General features: G+C 65.0%; 17 protein-coding genes. 10 read left to right on the plus strand and 7 right to left on the minus strand.

The window, feature by feature from the left end; all coding sequences use genetic code 11:
- Positions 1-4 precede the first annotated feature (4 nt).
- Positions 5-601 carry a hypothetical protein gene (locus ACZ48C_RS04805; protein WP_464782359.1) on the plus strand — a complete coding sequence of 199 codons (597 nt, stop codon included), beginning with the start codon at positions 5-7 and terminating at the stop codon, positions 599-601.
- Positions 602-626: 25 nt separating this feature from the next.
- On the opposite strand, the gene ACZ48C_RS04810 is transcribed toward ACZ48C_RS04805, so the two are convergent.
- The 6 genes from ACZ48C_RS04810 to rpsF form a co-directional block, all read right to left on the minus strand.
- Positions 627-2,126 carry a replicative DNA helicase gene (locus tag ACZ48C_RS04810; RefSeq protein ID WP_119259140.1) on the minus strand — a complete coding sequence of 500 codons (1,500 nt, stop codon included), beginning with the start codon at positions 2,124-2,126 and terminating at the stop codon, positions 627-629.
- A 194-nt stretch (positions 2,127-2,320) separates the two neighbouring features.
- Positions 2,321-3,607 (minus strand): SAM-dependent methyltransferase, encoded by a 1,287-nt coding sequence (locus ACZ48C_RS04815; RefSeq protein WP_119259141.1) that lies wholly within the window; start codon positions 3,605-3,607, stop codon positions 2,321-2,323.
- 238 nt (positions 3,608-3,845) lie between these two features.
- Complete coding sequence (rplI, locus tag ACZ48C_RS04820; protein ID WP_119259142.1) at positions 3,846-4,421, minus strand: 50S ribosomal protein L9; 576 nt, start codon at positions 4,419-4,421, stop codon at positions 3,846-3,848.
- Between the two features lie 20 nt (positions 4,422-4,441).
- Positions 4,442-5,416 (minus strand): DUF2232 domain-containing protein, encoded by a 975-nt coding sequence (locus ACZ48C_RS04825; RefSeq protein WP_464782360.1) that lies wholly within the window; start codon positions 5,414-5,416, stop codon positions 4,442-4,444.
- 205 nt (positions 5,417-5,621) lie between these two features.
- Entirely contained in the window at positions 5,622-5,870 is a 249-nt protein-coding gene (gene rpsR / locus ACZ48C_RS04830) for a 30S ribosomal protein S18 (RefSeq protein ID WP_097139135.1), read from the minus strand.
- 24 nt (positions 5,871-5,894) lie between these two features.
- Positions 5,895-6,347 (minus strand): 30S ribosomal protein S6, encoded by a 453-nt coding sequence (gene rpsF / locus ACZ48C_RS04835; protein WP_119259144.1) that lies wholly within the window; start codon positions 6,345-6,347, stop codon positions 5,895-5,897.
- Between the two features lie 347 nt (positions 6,348-6,694).
- Between rpsF and ACZ48C_RS04840 the strand changes: the two genes are divergently transcribed.
- Positions 6,695-7,027: a hypothetical protein gene (locus ACZ48C_RS04840; protein WP_205536236.1), complete on the plus strand. Its 333-nt coding sequence runs from the start codon at positions 6,695-6,697 to the stop codon at positions 7,025-7,027.
- 265 nt (positions 7,028-7,292) lie between these two features.
- Positions 7,293-8,681 (plus strand): nucleobase:cation symporter-2 family protein, encoded by a 1,389-nt coding sequence (locus ACZ48C_RS04845; protein ID WP_464782361.1) that lies wholly within the window; start codon positions 7,293-7,295, stop codon positions 8,679-8,681.
- Positions 8,682-8,721: 40 nt separating this feature from the next.
- On the opposite strand, the gene ACZ48C_RS04850 is transcribed toward ACZ48C_RS04845, so the two are convergent.
- Positions 8,722-9,765, minus strand: coding sequence for an aldo/keto reductase (locus tag ACZ48C_RS04850; RefSeq protein WP_464782362.1), 1,044 nt, complete (start codon positions 9,763-9,765; stop codon positions 8,722-8,724).
- A 193-nt stretch (positions 9,766-9,958) separates the two neighbouring features.
- Here ACZ48C_RS04850 and fabD point away from each other — a divergent pair, with 193 nt between their 5' ends.
- From fabD to gmk, 7 genes are all read left to right on the plus strand, one after another.
- Positions 9,959-10,903, plus strand: coding sequence for an ACP S-malonyltransferase (gene fabD / locus ACZ48C_RS04855; RefSeq protein WP_464782363.1), 945 nt, complete (start codon positions 9,959-9,961; stop codon positions 10,901-10,903).
- Between the two features lie 23 nt (positions 10,904-10,926).
- Positions 10,927-11,664 (plus strand): 3-oxoacyl-[acyl-carrier-protein] reductase, encoded by a 738-nt coding sequence (fabG, locus tag ACZ48C_RS04860; protein WP_119259148.1) that lies wholly within the window; start codon positions 10,927-10,929, stop codon positions 11,662-11,664.
- Positions 11,665-11,946: 282 nt separating this feature from the next.
- Positions 11,947-12,183 carry an acyl carrier protein gene (locus ACZ48C_RS04865; protein ID WP_097139127.1) on the plus strand — a complete coding sequence of 79 codons (237 nt, stop codon included), beginning with the start codon at positions 11,947-11,949 and terminating at the stop codon, positions 12,181-12,183.
- A gap of 110 nt (positions 12,184-12,293) precedes the next feature.
- The gene (fabF, locus tag ACZ48C_RS04870; protein ID WP_424549350.1) at positions 12,294-13,556 is read left to right on the plus strand and encodes a beta-ketoacyl-ACP synthase II; all 1,263 of its coding nucleotides are present in this window, start codon (positions 12,294-12,296) and stop codon (positions 13,554-13,556) included.
- A gap of 129 nt (positions 13,557-13,685) precedes the next feature.
- Positions 13,686-14,870: an endolytic transglycosylase MltG gene (gene mltG / locus ACZ48C_RS04875; protein WP_464782364.1), complete on the plus strand. Its 1,185-nt coding sequence runs from the start codon at positions 13,686-13,688 to the stop codon at positions 14,868-14,870.
- A 195-nt stretch (positions 14,871-15,065) separates the two neighbouring features.
- Complete coding sequence (locus tag ACZ48C_RS04880; protein ID WP_464782365.1) at positions 15,066-15,953, plus strand: YicC/YloC family endoribonuclease; 888 nt, start codon at positions 15,066-15,068, stop codon at positions 15,951-15,953.
- Positions 15,954-15,956: 3 nt separating this feature from the next.
- The gene (gene gmk, locus ACZ48C_RS04885; protein ID WP_119259152.1) at positions 15,957-16,616 is read left to right on the plus strand and encodes a guanylate kinase; all 660 of its coding nucleotides are present in this window, start codon (positions 15,957-15,959) and stop codon (positions 16,614-16,616) included.
- The last annotated feature ends 72 nt before the right edge of the window (positions 16,617-16,688 follow it).

Genomic DNA, 16,688 nt, shown 5'->3' on the forward strand with positions numbered 1-16,688 from the left:
CAGCATGTGGCGCAGAGTGGCAACGACCTTGGGGGCGATCACCTTTGCCTTTCCGGCGTCGGTCGCCGCGGCGCCCCCGCCGACCGACGCTGAAATGCGCGAGGCGCATGCCGTGCTGCTCGGCCTTGCCCAGGACGGGGCGGAACCCGAGCGCGACAAGGGCGCCGATGTCTATTACTCGATCGTCGAAAATCCCGATGCGCCGCGGCTGGTGACGCGGCTTGAAGTCTCCGGCGCGCCCTGCCGGGCGCGGACGATCTCCGCCCTGCAGTTTCCCGACAAATGGGCGACGCTGACCCTCGGCCTCGTCGATCTCGGCCGCGTCACCGCCGCCACGGCCTATGCCTCGGTCGACGACATGATCGCGGAGACCAACCCGCTTCCCCTCGATGCTCCGCGGGCCGAGCAGGTTGTGCTGACGGGCGAGGGGCTATACTGTTCGAGCCGGATGTCGCTTTCCGGAGACGGTACCGCCGCGGACGAGACCTGCGCCGACCGCCTCGATCTGCCGATGACGGACGCGGACCAGAAGGCGCGCGGCAAACGCGCCCTCGCCATCGTCGCGGACTATTGCAAGGCGCCGGCCTTTCAGAAGAAGTGAGGCGGCGAAGGCCCCACGATTTCCCTCAGTGCTCGTACTGGGTGAAGGACGGATCGGCGAGATCGGTGAAGCGGGTGTACTCCGACTGGAAGGCGAGCTTCACCGTGCCGGTGGGTCCGTGACGCTGCTTTGCGATGATGACGTCCGCGGTGCCCTTCACCGCTTCGAACTTCATCTTCCATTCCTCGTATTTCGGGTCGAACTCGTCGCGCGGCTCGAGGTTCTTCACATAGTATTCCTCGCGGAACACGAAGAGCACCACGTCGGCGTCCTGTTCGATGGAGCCCGATTCGCGAAGGTCGGAGAGCTGCGGGCGCTTGTCCTCGCGGCTTTCCACCTGACGGGAGAGCTGGGAGAGGGCGATGATCGGAACATTCAGCTCCTTGCCGAGCGCCTTCAGGCCTGTGGTGATCTGGGTGATCTCCTGCACGCGATTGTCGCTGGACTTGCCCGAGCCGGTCATGAGCTGGATATAGTCCACCACGAGGCAATCGAGGCCGCGCTGGCGCTTCAGGCGGCGGGCGCGGGCGGAAAGCTGGGCAATCGAGATGCCGCCCGTCTGGTCGATATAGAGCGGCACCTTCTGCATCATCTGCGAGCAGGCGACGAGCTTTTCGAAATCGGCCTCGGAAATGTCGCCGCGGCGGATCTTCGAGGAGGAGACTTCCGTCTGTTCCGAAATGATACGGGTGGCGAGCTGTTCGGAGGACATTTCCAGCGAGTAGAAGCCGACGACGCCGCCGTTCCTCGCCTTGAACGAGCCGTCCGCCTGCACTTCCGGCTCATAGGAGGCGGCGATATTGTAGGCGATGTTGGTGGCAAGCGAGGTCTTGCCCATGCCGGGACGACCGGCAAGCACGATAAGGTCCGAGCGCTGCAGGCCGCCCATGCGGCCGTCGAGCGAGTGGATGCCGGTGGAAATGCCCGAGAGCGAGCCGTCGCGCTCGAAGGCCTGGCCGGCCATGTCGATCGCCTGCGCCACCGCGTCGTTGAACGACTGGAAGCCGCCGTCGTAGCGGCCGGTCTCGGCCAGCTCGAAGAGGCGGCGCTCGGCGTCCTCGATCTGGTTCTGAGGCGGCATGTCGAGCGGCGCGTCATAGGCGATGTTGACCATGTCCTCGCCGATGGTGATCAGCGAGCGGCGCAGCGCCAGGTCGTAGATCGCCCGGCCATAGTCTTCCGCGTTGATGATCGTCACGGCCTCGGCGGCAAGACGGGCGAGATATTGCGGGATCGTCAGGTCGCCGACCTTGCCGTCCGCCGGAAGATGGGTCTTCAGCGTGATCGTTGTCGCGATCTTGCCCATGCGGATCGTGTCGCCGGCAAGCTCGTAGATCTTGCGGTGCAGGGGCTCGTGGAAATGGATCGGCTTGAGGAAGTCCGAGACGCGGTAATAGGCGTCGTTGTTGACGAGGATCGCGCCGAGCAGCGCCTGTTCCGCCTCGACGTTGTTCGGCGCCTCGCGGTGATGCGCCTCCGGTGCTTCGCGACCGGCCCCGCTCAACTTGCGCACGGCATCGTTCATCGTCCCGAATCTCCCGTCCCTGTTGCCTGAAGCCCCGTGGTTTGGGTCCTTTGCGCCCGAGGGTCAAGCGGTTCCGGCCGCATGCGCGCCTGCCGCGTCCTTTAGGCCCGGTGTTAGACTTTTCCACAGGCGCGCCGAAGGCGGCAAGCCGGAATCTTCCGGGCCTGCCACCTTCCGGTTTGACTGGGGCGAATCTACAACGATGCCTCCTGCGGAAACTGCCGGGCGCCGCGGCGCTCGCCCTTCGGGTTTGCCTCATGCGCCTTCAGGCAATCCTCGCCGCGCCCGATATATTCGCGGGTCAGCGGCACGGCCTGCTGGTCATGCGCGAGCTGGAGCTGGAAGACCACGAGGTTCTGCCAGCGGAACGCGCTTTCCGAGGCGGCGAGATAGAACTCCCAGATGCGGCAGAACTTCTCGTCGTAGATCGCCTTGGCCTCCTCGCGCCGCGCCATGAAACGCTCGCGCCAGTGCCGCAGCGTCTCGGCATAGTGCAGCCGCAGGATCTCGACATCCGTCACGGCAAGCCCGCTCTTCTCCACCGCCTGCATCACCTCGGAAAGCGCGGGGATATAGCCGCCGGGGAAGATGTACTTCTCGATGAACGGGTTGTTGGCGGTCGGCTGGTCCGTGCGGCCGATCGTGTGCAGCAGCATCACCCCGTCGCGCTTGAGGAGCGAGGCGCTCTTCCTGAAGAAGGTGAGGTAGTTCGGCCGGCCGACATGCTCGAACATGCCGACGGAGACGATGCGGTCGAAGGGTCCTTCCGTGTTGCGATAGTCTTGCAGCAGGAACTTCACCTCGTCGGAAAGGCCGGCATCGCTCGCGCGCTTGACGGCGATGGCGTGCTGCTCGTCGGAGAGCGTGACGCCCGTGACCTTCGCGCCGACCTGGCGGGCGAGATAGAGAGCCATGCCGCCCCAGCCGCAGCCGATGTCGAGCACGTTCTGTCCCGGCCGGTTGATGTTGAGCTTGGCGGAGATGTGGCGCTTCTTGGCGAGTTGCGCATCATCCAGCGTCTGGTCCGGCCGCTCGAAATAGGCGCAGGAATATTGCCGGTCCTGATCGAGGAAGAGGTCGTAGAGCGCGCCGGTGAGATCGTAATGGTGCTGCACGTTCTTGCGCGAGCGCACGATGCTGTTCTTCTCCCGCGCCCAGCGGAAGAGGTAGCGGAAGCGCTCCAGGAAGCGGTTCCAGCCGGTGTCGTAATACTTGAAGTCCGGATTGCCGGTGAAGACCGCCTTGAGCAGCCCGTACATGTCGCCCTGGAGAAGATCGATCTCCCCCGTGCCGTAACAATGGCCGAGGTAATAGGCGGGATCGATGCCGAGCCCCCAGAGGGCCTTCCTGGTATTGATGCGCATGTGGACGGGATTGCCGGTGCCGTCGCCATAGGTTTGGCTCGTTCCGTCGGGGTAGGTGATCGTCAGGTTTCCGGTCTCGATAAGGCGGGAAACGAGAGCCTGTACAATGAATTTCATTCGCTAAACTCCGTCACGCTTAAAATATCTGGCGGAACGGGTCTGGTCGGAAACCGGCCTGGGGAGCGGCCCGACCGCCAATCCAGTCTAACGGAATATAAATATTGATGGAAAAGACGGGATTTCAACCCGTATTTTTTTGCCTCTTCGCAAATAAGACGGGCCGGCAATGCCGGCCCGTCGGAAAAGCGTATCCGCTCGAAACAAATGAGCCGGCGGAAGCCGGCTCATTCGCTGATTATTCTTCGTCGCCGTCCTGGTCGGCTTCCGGATCGAAGAAGTCTTCCGGCTTCAGGGCATCTTCGTCGACGCCGTAGATGGCGTCGGCCGAGGTGAGGCTTTCGCCCTTGGCCTGGCGCTCGGCTTCGTCGGCCGAACGGGCGACGTTGAGCTCGATGGCGATCTCGACTTCGGCGTGCAGGTGCAGGACGACCTTGTGCAGGCCGATCGCCTTGATCGGGGTGTTGAGCTCGACCTGGTTGCGGCCGATGTTGAAGCCTTCGGCGGAGAGGGCTTCGATGATGTCACGGGCAGCGACCGAACCGTAGAGCTGGCCGGTTTCGCCGGCGGAGCGGACCATGACGAAGGACTTGCCGTCGAGTTGTTCGGCAACCTTCTGGGCTTCCGACTTGCGCTCGAGGTTGCGGGCTTCGAGCGTCGAACGCTCGGCTTCGAAGCGCTTCTTGTTGGCTTCGTTGGCGCGCAGCGCCTTGCCGAGCGGCAGCAGGTAGTTGCGGGCAAAGCCGTCGCGGACCTTTACGGTCTCGCCCATCTGGCCGAGCTTGGCGATGCGTTCGAGGAGAATGACGTCCATTTCGAGTTCCTTTCTTGAGTTCAGGTATTCTGGTTTTTCTGGCCCGCCGGGCTGGTGGGCGTCAGCGCTATGGCGCGCCGCGTGTCCATCAGGCCGAGGACCAGGATGGCGAAGACCGGTATCGTGAAGAGCAATACCGAGATATAGGCGAACCACAGGGCAATCAGCCGCCACGGCTTGCCGCGCGTCCTGAAATGCAGGCTCGCGAAGCCGGCGAGCACGAAGCCGGCCCCGAAGGTGCCGCAGACGAGCGCGCCGATGATCGCCGGAACGCCGCCCACGAAGGAGAGGACGAGGCCGGCGAGGAAGATGAAGATCGCATTGCGGTGCATGCGCAGCGTCGAGGGCATGTCCTCGCGCGGGCGCAGGCCCTTGCCGGAAAGGCGCACGATGAAGCTTGCGACATAGTAGGCGGCAAAGAGCAGGAACACCCACAGCGCGCCCTGCACCAGCGGCAGCGCCAGCGCGAAGATCGACTTCATCTGCGCGACGGCGGCCGCATCGGGGTTGTAGAGCGGTTCCTGCGCCTTCAGCGTCTCGATGACGATGTCGACCAGCTTGCCGGCCATCTCGCTGTCGTAGCCGACGATCGCGCCGACGGCGATCATGCCGAGCGTCACCATCACGGCGAGATGGGCGAGGATGTTGGAAAGCGGATACCAGGCGAGCGCGTCTTCCGGGCCGCCGAGTTCGGAGGCGGGGCGGGCGAGATTCGCAAGGTTGCTGAGCCAGCCGGCCGGAATGAGCGTGATGATGACGATCAGCGCGGCGAAATGCGAGGAGACCAGCGCGGAGGCGGTCGCGCCGCCGGCGACGACGGCGATGAAGGCGCTGGCATTGCCCCAGCCGAGGCCGGCGATCAGGATGGGAAGGGCGGACGCGGCATAGAGCACGATGGCGAGCGACGACTGCGCATTCGCGCTCAGCGAAAGCAGAGCGGCGGTCACACCGGCAACGAGGCCGGTCGCAATCGAGGCTGGCGTCAGGTTCTTCACGTCGCTGTCCTGTCCGGTCAGACAGTTAGAGGAGTGCCCGAAAGGACCGGCTCCCCAACATGGGATTTGGCCTTGCCCGTTGAGGGCCGAGGCCGGCGGTTCCGATCCGCGCCCATCGCGGAAGGGAGTGGGGAAGGCGGCTGGGCCGTCTTCCCCGGTATCGTCTCTCCCGGCGCGGCGAAGGCCGGCCGGGAGGAAAGCATGATTACGCTACGACGTAGGGCAGCAGGCCGAGGAAGCGGGCGCGCTTGATCGCCTTGGCGAGTTCGCGCTGCTTCTTCTGGGAAACGGCCGTGATGCGGGACGGAACGATCTTGCCGCGCTCGGAGATGTAACGCGACAGAAGACGGACGTCCTTGTAGTCGATCTTCGGAGCGTTGGCGCCCGAGAAGGGGCAGGTCTTGCGGCGGCGGTGGAACGGACGGCGTGCCGGAGCGGAAGAAATATCAGCCATTGTCTTAGTCTCCTTCTGCTTCGATTACGCTTCGCGGGCCGGACGGTCGCCGTCGCGGCGCGGCGGGCGGTCGCCGAAGTCGCGGCGCGGACGGTCGCCGAAGTCACGGCGCGGGCCGCGGTCGTCGCCATCGCGGCGCGGACGGTCGTCGCGGTCGCGCTTCTGCATCATCGCGGACGGGCCTTCTTCGTGGGCTTCGACGGCGATGGTCATGTAGCGAAGCACGTCTTCGTTGATGCGCATCTGGCGTTCCATCTCGTGGATGGCGGCGGCCGGGGCATCGATGTCCATCAGGGCGTAGTGAGCCTTGCGGTTCTTCTTGATGCGGTAGGTGAGGGACTTGAGGCCCCAGTTCTCGACACGGCCGACCTTGCCGCCGTGTGCTTCGATCACGCCCTTGTACTGTTCGACGAGAGCGTCGACCTGCTGGGCGGACACGTCCTGGCGGGCCAGGAATACATGTTCGTAAAGAGCCATTTGGCTTTGCCTTTCTTGCGTTAAACTACACCCGAAACCGGCGCCAAGCCTCAACGACAGTTCTCAGGGGCGTATAGCCCGAAGCAAGAAAAGCGTATCATCCAGACGGTCGAGAGCGGAGACACGGGAGGCCGGAGCCCTTGGCCCCAAACGGCAGATCTTGCGATATGCCGGCCCTCCGTTCAGCCACCAGCCGGTGACCCGGGTGTTTTGAACAGCGCGCTTATACGCATTTTTCGCGGGAATGCAAGGCCAGCAGGCGCGCTGTCCCGTTCTGCGACGGCCGGGGGAACAAAAACGGACGTGGCGCGTTGTTCAGCCCGACCCAACCAGATGGAGTGACAGACATGCAGGATCCCAACCTTGTCAATCGTCCCCCGGAAGAGAGCGGCCCGACGGTGGTCAATACAACCAACCGCGGCAGCGGAACCGGCGGCTGGGCCGTGGCGGTGATCATCGCTGTCCTCGTCGCCGTGGGCATATTCTATTTCGTCGGCAGCGGAACGCCGGGTGGCGGCGTCGATACGAACGCCAACACCTCGGCCATCGGGACGCAGGAAAGCGCCCCGGCGGGCGGCACGGCGACCGGCGGCGCAACGGGTGGCGCGGAAACCGGCACCCAGCCGCTGAACAGCCAGCCGGCCCAGGGCGGTGGCGCCAATACCACCACCACGCCCTGAGGTCGCCTGTATGGGGCATGAGGAACCCGCCGGAAACGGCGGGTTTCTTTTTGCGCATTACCCCTCGGACCGCACGAAACTCTTTCAGGTTTCCGGATGGGGTTCTTCGCGGCGAACTCGGTTAGCTTCTCCAGCCCGAAGTGGAGGCTTCGGAAAACCCCATAACGCCGGGAGGAGAAGCCATGGCGACCCACCATTCCCGTGCCGCGGCACGGTCCTGCGCGCATATGCGCAATGTAATCGGACATTTCATGGGGGGCGGACGATGAACGCCTATACCCATCCCGAAGTGCCGTCGACGCCGGCGGACGACCTGGTCTTCGCGCTGGAGGACAAGCCGAAGCCGGCGATCGCGCTGCTCGCCGCCATCCAGCACCTGCTCGCCATCATCGTGCCGATCGTCACGCCCGGTCTCCTGATCTGTCAGGCCCTCGGCGTTTCCGCGCGCGACACCAACATGATCGTTTCCATGTCGCTGGTCATTTCCGGCATCGCGACCTTCGTGCAGTGCCGCCGCTTCGGTCCGCTCGGCGCGGGCCTGCTGATCGTGCAGGGCACCAGCTTCAACTTCGTCGGCCCGCTGATCGCCGGCGGCGTGCTGATGGTCAAGCAGGGCACGCCCGTCGAGGCCGTCATGGCGGCGATCTTCGGCGTGGTCATTGCCGGCTCCTTCATCGAGATGGGGCTTTCGCGCGTCCTGCCCTTCGTCAAGAAGCTCATCACCCCGCTCGTCACCGGCATCGTCGTGCTGATGATCGGCCTCACGCTCATCAAGGTCGGCCTCATCAGCATGGGCGGCGGTTTCGGCGCCATGCAGTCGGGCACCTTCGCCAATGGCGAGAACCTGCTCCTGTCCGGCACCGTGCTGGGCCTGATCATCGTGCTGAACCGTATCCCGGTCGTCTGGGTGCGCAGCGCCGCGATCATCATCGCGCTCGGCGCCGGCTACGCGCTTGCCGCCGCCGTCGGCCGCCTCGATTTCGCGGGCGTCCACCAGGCCGCCTGGTTCGAGGTACCGACACCGCTGCATTTCGGGATCGATTTCTCCTGGACGCTCTTTGCGCCCATGGTCGTCATCTATCTTGTGACCTCGCTCGAGGCCATTGGCGACATCACCGCCACCAGCAAGATCTCCCGCGAGCCTGTCGAGGGTCCGGTGTGGATGGAGCGCGTGAAGGGCGGCGTTCTCGTCAACGGCGCGAACTCGCTTCTCGCCGGCATCTTCAACACCTTCCCGAGCTCGGTCTTCGCGCAGAACAACGGCATCATCCAGCTCACCGGCGTCGCCAGCCGCCATGTCGGCGTCTATATCGCCGGCGTGCTGGTGCTGCTCGGCCTGTTCCCGGCAATCGCGGGCGTCATCCAGGCGGTTCCGGAGCCGGTTCTGGGCGGTGCGGTCATCGTCATGTTCGGTGCGGTCGCCGCCTCGGGCATCAACATCCTCGCCGGTCTCCAGCTCGACCGCCGCGCGCTGCTGATCATCTCGATCTCGCTGGCGCTCGGCCTCGGCGTGTCGCAGGTGCCGGAATTCGTCTCGCACATGCCGAATTTCGTGAAGAGCGTGCTGGAATCGGGCGTTGCGACCGGCGGCCTCTGCGCGGTCTTCCTGAACTGGCTGCTGCCGGAAACGCAGGAGCCCAAGCCCATCCATTGACGGCAATCTGGGCGGCCGGGGATCAGCCGCCCAGCTTTTCCTACATCGGCGCGGGATAGAGCCGGTGGATGCGGCGGATGCCGTTCATCAACTCGGCGGAGAGCGCCACGTCCTTCGCCCCGATATCCGTCTTCAATTGCTCCATGGACGTCGCGCCGATGATGACGGAGGCCGTGAAGGGCCGTGTCAGGCAGAAGGCGAGGGCCATCTGGGCGGGATCGAGCCCGTGCTCCCGTGCAAGCTCCACATAGGCGCGCACCGCCGGTTCCTGCAGCGGCTGGTAGCGGCCGCCGAGATCGCCGTTCTTCGTCAGGCGCGAGCCTTCCGGCCGCGCGCCGTCGAGATACTTGCCGGTGAGAAGGCCGGCGGCGAGCGGCGAATAGGCGAGCAACCCGATCTCCTCGTGATGCGAAACCTCCGCGAGGTCGAGATCGTAGGTCCGGTAGAGGAGGTTGTATTCGTTCTGGATCGAGGCGACGCGCGGCAGGCTCTTTTCCCCCGCGAGCTTCAGGAGCTGCATCGTGCCCCAGGCCGTATCGTTGGAAAGGCCGAGCGCCCGCACCTTGCCGGCCTTGACGAGTTCGCCGACCGTTTCGTGGATTTCGAGAAGCTCGGCGGCGACTTTCGCGCGGTCCTGCTTCGAGGGCTCATAGCTCCAGGCGTTGCGGAAATGGTAGTGGCCGCGGTTCGGCCAATGGAGCTGGTAGAGATCGAGATAGTCGGTCTTGAGGCGCGAGAGGCTGTTGTCGATCGCCTCCAGAATGCCCGCGCGGCTCATCGGCGCGCCGCCGCGGATATAGGGACGGCCGGGGCCGGCGACCTTGGAGGCAAGCACGATCCTGTCGCGGTTGCCGCGCGCCTTCATCCAGTTGCCGATGAAGCGTTCCGTGTCGCCATAGGTTTCGGGGGAAAGCGGCGTGGTCGGGTAGAGTTCGGCGGTGTCGATGAAGTTGACGCCCTGCGAGAGCGCATAATCGAGCTGATCCCCGGCGTCCTGTTCGCTGTTCTGCGAGCCCCAGGTCATCGTGCCGAGGCAGATTTCCGACACGCTGATGCCGGTCCGGCCGAGCGGATTGTATTTCATGGGAGGGAAAATCCTTTGGTGGAAACGGCGCGAATGTAGGCAGCTCCCGGCGAAGCGCAAGCCTGAAAGGCGCGATTCCCTGTGTGAAGCGCCCCGGAAAGCCGGGTTGAAGCGGGGCCGCCCGGGCGCCATGCCTTGACTTGCGGGGCCGGAATGTGAATGGAAAAGGAAACATGAGACGGGAGAAACCCCTATGAGCGTAGCATTCACCTTCCCCGGCCAGGGCAGCCAGGCCGTCGGCATGGGCAAGGATCTCGCCGACGCCTTCCCCGAGGCGCGCGCCGTTTTCGCGGAAGTCGACGAGGCCCTCGGCCAGAAGCTTTCCACCATCATGTTCGAAGGGCCCGAGGAAACGCTGACGCTGACCGCCAACGCGCAGCCGGCGCTGATGGCAGTCTCCATCGCCGTCATGCGCGTTCTGGAAGCGCGCGGTCTGTCGCTGAAGGATCAGGTCTCCTATGTCGCCGGCCACTCGCTCGGCGAATATTCGGCGCTCTGTGCCGCCGGCACCTTCTCGCTGGCCGATACCGCGCGCCTGCTGCGCATCCGCGGCAACGCCATGCAGTCGGCCGTTCCGGTCGGCGAGGGCGCCATGGCCGCGATCATCGGTCTGGAACAGGCGGATGTCGAAGCCATCTGCAAGGAAGCCTCCACCGGCGGCGCCTGCCAGATCGCCAACGACAATGGCGGCGGCCAGCTCGTCATCTCCGGCTCCAAGCCGGCCGTGGAAGTCGCCGCCCGGCTCGCGACGGAAAAGGGCGCCAAGCGCGCGCTGATGCTCTCCGTCTCCGCCCCCTTCCACTCCGCCCTGATGGCGCCGGCCGCCGACGCCATGGGCGAGGCGCTCGCCGCTGTGACGGCCAAGGCCCCCGTCGTGCCGGTCATCGCCAATGTCCGCGCCGCGCCGGTGAGCGACCCTGAGGAAATCGTCAGGCTCCTCGTCGAGCAGGTCACGGGCCAGGTCCGCTGGCGCGAGACGGTCGAGTGGTTCGGCAAGAATGACGTGACGACGCTCTACGAAGTCGGCTCCGGCAAGGTGCTGACCGGCCTCGCGCGCCGCATCGACAAGTCCGTCACCGGCATCGCCATCAACACTCCCGCCGATATCGACAGCGCGCTCGCAGCGCTCATCGGCTGATCTCTCTTTAAAGGAACGGAACCATGCTTGATCTTACCGGCCGCAAGGCTCTCGTTACCGGCGCATCCGGCGGCATCGGCGAGGAGATCGCCCGCGTTCTCCACGCCCAGGGCGCCATCGTCGGCCTGCACGGCACCCGCGTCGAGAAGCTGGAAACCCTCGCCAACGACCTTGGCGAGCGGGTCCACATCTTCCCGGCCAACCTTTCCGACCGCGCCGAGGTCAAGGCGCTCGGCGAGAAGGCGGAAGCCGAGCTCGGCGGCGTCGACATCCTCGTCAACAATGCCGGCATCACCAAGGACGGCCTCTTCGTGCGCATGAGCGACGAGGACTGGGATGCCGTTCTCGAAGTGAACCTGACGGCCGTCTTCCGCCTGACGCGCGAGCTGACCCATCCGATGATGCGCCGCCGCTACGGCCGCATCATCAACATCACCTCGGTCGTCGGCGTCACCGGCAATCCGGGCCAGGCGAACTACTGCGCCTCCAAGGCCGGCATGATCGGCTTCACCAAGTCGCTGGCCCAGGAGATCGCGACCCGCAACGTCACCGTCAACTGCGTGGCGCCGGGCTTCATCGAAAGCGCGATGACGGGCAAGCTGAACGACAAGCAGAAGGAAGCGATCATGGGGGCGATCCCGATGAAGCGCATGGGCACCGGCGCGGAAGTCGCGTCAGCCGTCGCTTACCTCGCTTCCTCGGAGGCGTCCTACATGACGGGCCAGACGCTGCACGTGAACGGCGGCATGGCGATGATCTGAAGCTGGCCCAAGCGCCCGGCGAAACAGCATAAATTGCATGTTGACCGCTGGCGCACCGGCTATTTTCACACTTTGCGGCAGGCATAAACCGTGTTAATCGGGCCATGACTGCCAGCAGTCGACCGGCAAAAGCCTGAGCGATCGGGCGATACGCAAAAGGATCGTCGATCCCGCATTGCCGGTTGAAGGGTTTGCCGGATGTGTTCTTGAGGCACATCGGGCGTGTTGAGTGTCCGGTGCCGTGAAAGGCGCCGATCAAAAACAAAGGTCGAGGAATCCGACATGAGCGATATCGCAGAACGCGTAAAGAAAATTGTCATTGATCATCTGGGTGTTGACGCCGATAAGGTCAGCGAAGGCGCAAGCTTCATCGATGATCTTGGCGCGGACTCGCTCGACACCGTCGAACTGGTCATGGCGTTCGAAGAAGAATTCGGCGTCGAGATCCCGGACGATGCCGCTGACTCGATCCTGACGGTCGGCGACGCCGTCAAGTTCATCGAGAAGGCCCAGGCCTGATCTGACTGCCGACGGGCCGCCCTGCGGCGGCCCGTCCCGGTCTCCGTCCGGGAGGCCGCACCTCTCCACGAGGCAATGGATTATAAGAATATAAGGGTGGATCACGGACGATGAGGCGTGTCGTTATCACGGGTACCGGCATGGTATCCCCGCTTGGCTGTGGCACCGAAGTGACCTGGAGCCGGCTTCTGGAGGGCCGCAGCGCCGCCGCCAGGGTAACCGCCTTCGAGGTCGAGGACCTTCCCGCGAAGATCGCCTGCTCCATCCCGCTCGGCGACGGTTCCGACGGCACCTACAATGCCGACCAGTGGATGGAACCCAAGGAACAGCGCAAGGTCGATCCGTTCATCACCTATGCCGTCGCAGCCGCCGACATGGCGCTCGAAGATGCCGGCTGGCATCCGAAGACCGACGAGGACCAGATCGCGACCGGCGTGCTCATCGGCTCCGGCATCGGCGGCCTCGAGGGCATCGTCGAGGCCGGCTACACGCTGCGCGACAAGGGCCCGCGCCGCATCTCGCCCTTCTTCATTCCCGGCCGCCTGATCAACCTCGCCTCCGGCCAGGTTTCGATCAAGCACAAGCTGCGCGGCCCGAACCATTCCGTCGTCACGGCCTGCTCGACCGGCGCGCACGCCATCGGCGATGCCAGCCGCCTGATCGCGCTCGGCGATGCCGACGTCATGGTGGCCGGCGGCGCCGAATCGCCGATCTGCCGCATCTCGCTCGCCGGCTTTGCCGCCTGCAAGGCGCTGTCCACCGCCCGCAACGACGATCCGACCGCCGCTTCGCGTCCCTATGACCGCGACCGCGACGGCTTCGTCATGGGCGAGGGCGCCGGCGTCGTCGTTCTCGAAGAGCTTGAGCACGCCAAGGCGCGCGGCGCCAAGATCTATGCCGAGGTCGTCGGCTATGGCCTTTCGGGCGACGCATTCCACATCACCGCACCGTCCGAGGACGGCGACGGCGCCTTCCGCTGCATGACCATGGCGCTGAAGCGCGCCGGCATTCCGGCCAGCGAAGTCGACTATATCAACGCGCACGGCACCTCCACCATGGCCGACACGATCGAGCTCGGCGCGGTGGAACGGCTCGTCGGCGATGCGGCCTCCCGTATCTCCATGTCGTCCACCAAGTCCGCCATCGGCCACCTTCTGGGTGCCGCCGGTGCCGTCGAGGCGATCTTCACGGCGTTGGCGATCCGTGACAATATCGCGCCGCCGACGCTCAACCTCGACAATCCCGACGTCGAGACGGCGATCGACCTGGTGCCTCACAAGGCCCGCAAGCGCGAGATCAACGTGGCGCTGTCCAACTCGTTCGGCTTCGGCGGAACGAACGCATCGCTGGTTCTCAAGCGCTACGACGCCTGATCCCGTCCGGGACGCAAAGTCGTCCCGGCGCGCCCGCACAACCGAATGAGAAGAGCGGCTTGATCCCGCTTTTGCCGCATTGCTCTGCTGGAAGACGTCGAGCAATGCCCGAACCCATGAGGACAGTCCGTGAGCGACACGAACGATTCCGGCGAGACGCAATTCGGACGCGGCGAGGCCTCCGGCCAGCCCCGCATCATTCCGAAGTCCGCCAATGAGGCCCTGCGCCCCGAGCAGGTGCCCGAACCGCCGAGCCGCCGCCGGTCGCGCAAGGCGCGCAGCCAGGTCGTCATCTTCCTGAATTTCGTCATGACCGTGGTCGTCTTCGCCACGCTCATCGGCGTCGGTATTTTCTATTACGGCATCAAGAGCTATGAGGAAGCCGGTCCCCTGACCGCCAACACGAACTTCATCGTTCGCGGCGGCGCCGGCACCAACGAGATCGCCGCCAACCTCGAACGCAACAACATCATCAGCGACAGCCGCGTTTTCCGCGTGCTCTCTCGCGTCTATCTCGACGGCGAGACACTGAAGGCCGGTGAATACGAGATCAAGGCCGGGGCCTCCATGCGCGAGATCGTCGAGCTGCTGAAATCCGGCAAGTCGATCCTCTACAGCGTCTCCGTGCCGGAAGGCCTGACGGTCAAGCAGGTGTTCAAGCGCCTCACCGAAGATCCGGTGCTGGAAGGCGACCTGCCGGCCGAGCTGCCGCCGGAAGGCTCGCTGATGACGGACACCTACAAGTTCTCGCGCGGCACGAAGCGCGCCGATATCCTGCACCAGATGCTCGATGCGCAGAAGGCGCTGATCGACCAGATCTGGCAGCGCCGCGACGACAATCTGCCGATCACCACCCGCGAGGAATTCGTCACACTCGCCTCCATCGTCGAGAAGGAAACCGGTCGGGCCGACGAGCGCTCGCGCGTGGCCTCGGTGTTCCTCAACCGTCTCGAAAAGGGCATGCGCCTGCAGTCGGACCCGACGATCATCTACGGCATGTTCGGCGGCGAGGGTAAGCCCGCCGACCGCCCGATCTTCCAGTCGGACCTTGAGAAGAAGACGCCGTTCAACACCTATATCATCAAGGGCCTGCCGCCGACGCCGATCGCCAATCCCGGCCGCGCGGCGCTGGAAGCCGTCGCCAATCCCTCGCGCACGGCGGACCTCTACTTCGTCGCCGACGGCACCGGCGGGCATGTCTTCGCCGAGACGCTGGACGAGCACAACCAGAATGTCCGGCGCTGGCGCAAGCTGGAAGCGGAGAAGGCGGCCGACGCTGCCAAGGAAACGCAGGGCGCGACCACCGCCCAGTAAGGGCGGGATTTCGCAAGAGGCCCCGGTTTTCCGGGGCCTCTTCGTATCTGCGCCACCTTTGATGTGGATCGCTGCCGCTTCCGCCCGCTTGCCGGTTTTCAAGGCCGGGAAACTGTTTCACTTTGGATATCCAATACCGGGCACGCTGCGCGTATCCGGCAGGCTCGCCCGAGCGGGCCGCCACTGGAGGCTGACATGACATTGCAATCGATGACCGGCTTTGCGCGGGTCGAGGGAACCAGCGGGCGCACTCGCTGGGCGTGGGAACTGCGTTCGGTGAACGGCAAGGGGCTCGACATGCGCCTGCGCCTGCCGCCCGGCTTCGAGGCGCTGGAAGCGGATGTGCGGCGCCTTGCCGGCGAAGCTTTCTCGCGCGGCAATCTGCAGGTCGGCCTTGCCACCAGCGTCAGCGAAGCGGATATCGAGGCCGTCGTGAACCAGGGCGCGCTGGCCGCCGTCCTGGCCCTGCGCGACCAGCTTGCCGGCACCATCGATCCCGCTCCGATCAAGCTCGATACGCTGCTCTCCGTCCGCGGCATCGTGGACTTCCGCGAGGCGGAGGAGAGCGAGGACGAGCGCGGGGCGCGGGATGGCAACATCCGGGAGGGCTTTGTCGAGGCGGTCCGCCGTCTTGCCGACATGCGGCGCAAGGAAGGAAGCGCGCTCGCCGGCATCCTGCTCGGCCAGGTCGCCCGCATCGAGGCATTGACGGAGGTGGTCGAGGCCGACCCTTCGCGCAGCGTGACGGCAATCGCCGAGCGGCTGGCCGGGCAGGTCGCCATGCTGCTGCAGGGCGCGAGCGCGCTCGACCGAGACCGGCTGCACCAGGAAGCGGCGCTGCTCGCCACCAAGGCGGACCTGCGTGAGGAGATCGACCGGCTGAAGGCCCATGTTGCGGCCGCGCGCGAACTCATCGCCGCAGGCGGCCCCATCGGCCGCAAGCTCGATTTTCTCGCACAGGAATTTAACCGGGAATCGAATACGATCTGTTCCAAGTCGAACGCTGCTGCTGTAACGGCTGCAGGCATCGAACTGAAGGTCGTCATCGACCAGTTCAGGGAACAGGTCCAGAATTTGGAGTAGGCCATGGCCGAACCGTCGAAAGAGATCCATATCGAGCGCCGCGGGCTCATGCTCGTCATCTCCTCGCCGTCGGGCGCGGGCAAGTCGACCATCGCGCGCAACCTGCTGGAAGCCGATCCCGGCCTCAGCCTGTCGGTCAGCGTGACGACGCGCCAGCGCCGCGCCAGCGAGATTGCCGGCCGGCACTATCACTTCATTTCCAAGCGTGAATTCGAACTTCGCCGCGACTCTGATTCTCTGCTCGAATGGGCCGAGGTGCACGGCAATTTCTACGGCACGCCGCGCGAGCCCGTGGAGGAGGCGATGTCCGCCGGCCGCGACATGCTCTTCGACATAGACTGGCAGGGCGCCCAGCAGCTCCAGGAGAAGATGCCGGCCGACGTCGTCTCGATCTTCATCCTGCCGCCGTCGATGACCGAGCTGCAATCGCGCCTGCACCGCCGCGCGGAGGACACGGAAGAGGTCATCCAGACCCGCCTCGCCAATTCCCGCGCCGAGATCGAGCATTGGCGCGAATACGACTACGTCATCCTCAACGACGACCTCTCCGTCGCCTTCGATGCCGTGCAGAGCATCGTGAAAGCCGAGCGCCTGCGCCGCGACCGGCGGCACGGGCTCTTCGATTTCGTGACGAATCTGGTGACGGAAAAGCCGGTTCTCTAACGGGTCAGTGCCGATCGCACGGTTCCCATTTCGGGATAGCCCCTCACCCTAACCCTCTCCCCGCAAGCGGGA

The organism is Shinella sp. 1A1 (assembly GCF_055379515.1).

What these genes read in the sequence shown, in the direction of transcription:
- ACZ48C_RS04805 (WP_464782359.1), top strand. Translation starts at nt 5, where the DNA reads ATGTGGCGCAGAGTGGCAACGACCTTGGGGGCGATCACCTTTGCCTTT.
- ACZ48C_RS04810 (WP_119259140.1), bottom strand. Translation starts at nt 2,126, where the DNA reads ATGAACGATGCCGTGCGCAAGTTGAGCGGGGCCGGTCGCGAAGCACCG.
- ACZ48C_RS04815 (WP_119259141.1), bottom strand. Translation starts at nt 3,607, where the DNA reads ATGAAATTCATTGTACAGGCTCTCGTTTCCCGCCTTATCGAGACCGGA.
- rplI (WP_119259142.1), bottom strand. Translation starts at nt 4,421, where the DNA reads ATGGACGTCATTCTCCTCGAACGCATCGCCAAGCTCGGCCAGATGGGC.
- rpsR (WP_097139135.1), bottom strand. Translation starts at nt 5,870, where the DNA reads ATGGCTGATATTTCTTCCGCTCCGGCACGCCGTCCGTTCCACCGCCGC.
- rpsF (WP_119259144.1), bottom strand. Translation starts at nt 6,347, where the DNA reads ATGGCTCTTTACGAACATGTATTCCTGGCCCGCCAGGACGTGTCCGCC.
- ACZ48C_RS04840 (WP_205536236.1), top strand. Translation starts at nt 6,695, where the DNA reads ATGCAGGATCCCAACCTTGTCAATCGTCCCCCGGAAGAGAGCGGCCCG.
- ACZ48C_RS04845 (WP_464782361.1), top strand. Translation starts at nt 7,293, where the DNA reads ATGAACGCCTATACCCATCCCGAAGTGCCGTCGACGCCGGCGGACGAC.
- ACZ48C_RS04850 (WP_464782362.1), bottom strand. Translation starts at nt 9,765, where the DNA reads ATGAAATACAATCCGCTCGGCCGGACCGGCATCAGCGTGTCGGAAATC.
- fabD (WP_464782363.1), top strand. Translation starts at nt 9,959, where the DNA reads ATGAGCGTAGCATTCACCTTCCCCGGCCAGGGCAGCCAGGCCGTCGGC.
- fabG (WP_119259148.1), top strand. Translation starts at nt 10,927, where the DNA reads ATGCTTGATCTTACCGGCCGCAAGGCTCTCGTTACCGGCGCATCCGGC.
- ACZ48C_RS04865 (WP_097139127.1), top strand. Translation starts at nt 11,947, where the DNA reads ATGAGCGATATCGCAGAACGCGTAAAGAAAATTGTCATTGATCATCTG.
- fabF (WP_424549350.1), top strand. Translation starts at nt 12,294, where the DNA reads ATGAGGCGTGTCGTTATCACGGGTACCGGCATGGTATCCCCGCTTGGC.
- ACZ48C_RS04880 (WP_464782365.1), top strand. Translation starts at nt 15,066, where the DNA reads ATGACATTGCAATCGATGACCGGCTTTGCGCGGGTCGAGGGAACCAGC.
- gmk (WP_119259152.1), top strand. Translation starts at nt 15,957, where the DNA reads ATGGCCGAACCGTCGAAAGAGATCCATATCGAGCGCCGCGGGCTCATG.